The organism is Streptomyces sp. S6, assembly GCF_054880855.1.
On sequence record NZ_JBTYMC010000667.1, the window covers coordinates 1 to 1,154 of the forward strand.

The 1,154-nt window shown below is 68.7% G+C and carries 1 protein-coding gene; it reads left to right on the forward strand.

The window, feature by feature from the left end:
- The coding region (locus tag ACVNF4_RS36285; RefSeq protein ID WP_461807071.1) for an IS110 family RNA-guided transposase at positions 1–1,111 on the forward strand (1,111 nt) is incomplete at its 5' end.
- Positions 1,112–1,154: the final 43 nt, after the last annotated feature.

Consider the following 1,154-nt stretch of genomic DNA (forward strand, 5'->3'; position numbering starts at 1 on the left):
CGGGCTGCTGGCCATGCGGGACTGGCTGCTCGCCGAGGGCATCACCCTGGTGGGCATGGAAGCCACCGGCGTGTACTGGAAGCCCGTGTTCTACCTGCTGGAGCACGACATGGAGTGCTGGCTGCTCAACGCGAGGCACATGAAGTCGGTGCCCGGCCGCAAGACCGACGTGAAGGACTCCGAGTGGATCGCCAGGCTCGTCGAACACGGCCTGGTCCGCCCCTCGTTCGTGCCGCCGGAGCCGATCCGGCAGCTGCGGGACATCACCCGCTACCGCACCGAGATCGTCCGCGAACGCACCCGCGAGACCCAGCGGCTGGAGAAGCTGCTGGAGGACACCGGGATCAAGCTGTCCGCGACCGTCTCCAACATCCTGGGTGTCTCCGGCCGAGCGATGCTGGAGGCCCTCATCGCCGGTGAACGCGACCCGCACGTCCTGGCGGACCTGGCCAAAGGCAGCATGCGCCGCAAGACCGACGCCCTCGTCGAGGCCCTGACCGGGAACTTCACCGCCCACCACGCCTTCCTGGCACGGGCGATGCTGGACCGGATCGACGCCTGCACCGCCACCGAGACCCGCCTGAGCGAGCACATCGAGATGATGCTGCAGCCCTTTCGCCGCCGCATCGAACTCCTCGTGACCATCCCCGGCGTCGACACGCGCGCCGCACAAGTGATCCTCGCCGAGATCGGCGACGACATCGCCCGCTTCCCGTCGGCGGCCGACCTGGCCTCCTGGGCCGGCGTCTGTCCGGGCAACCACCAGTCCGGCGGCAGGACCGGCAGCGGCAAGACCCGGCACGGCGACCCCTGGCTGAAGGCCGCCCTCGGCCAAGCCGCCGTGTCCGCCGCGCGGACCAAGGACACCTACCTCGCGGCCCGCTACCGGCGCATCGTCGCCCGTCGCGGCAAGAAGCGTGCTCTGGTCGCCCTGGAGCACTCGATCCTCATCGCGGTCTGGCACATGTTCACCCACGACACCGAATACGCCGATCTCACCGGCCAGTACTTCCTCGAACGCACCGGCCGGGCCAGGCAGACCCGACGCCTGGTGAGCCAGCTCAACCAACTCGGCTACCAAGTGACCCTCCAAACAGAAGGAACTGCCTGACCAGCGGCTACGGACACGGGACGGGGGATTTTCGAATCAGGCG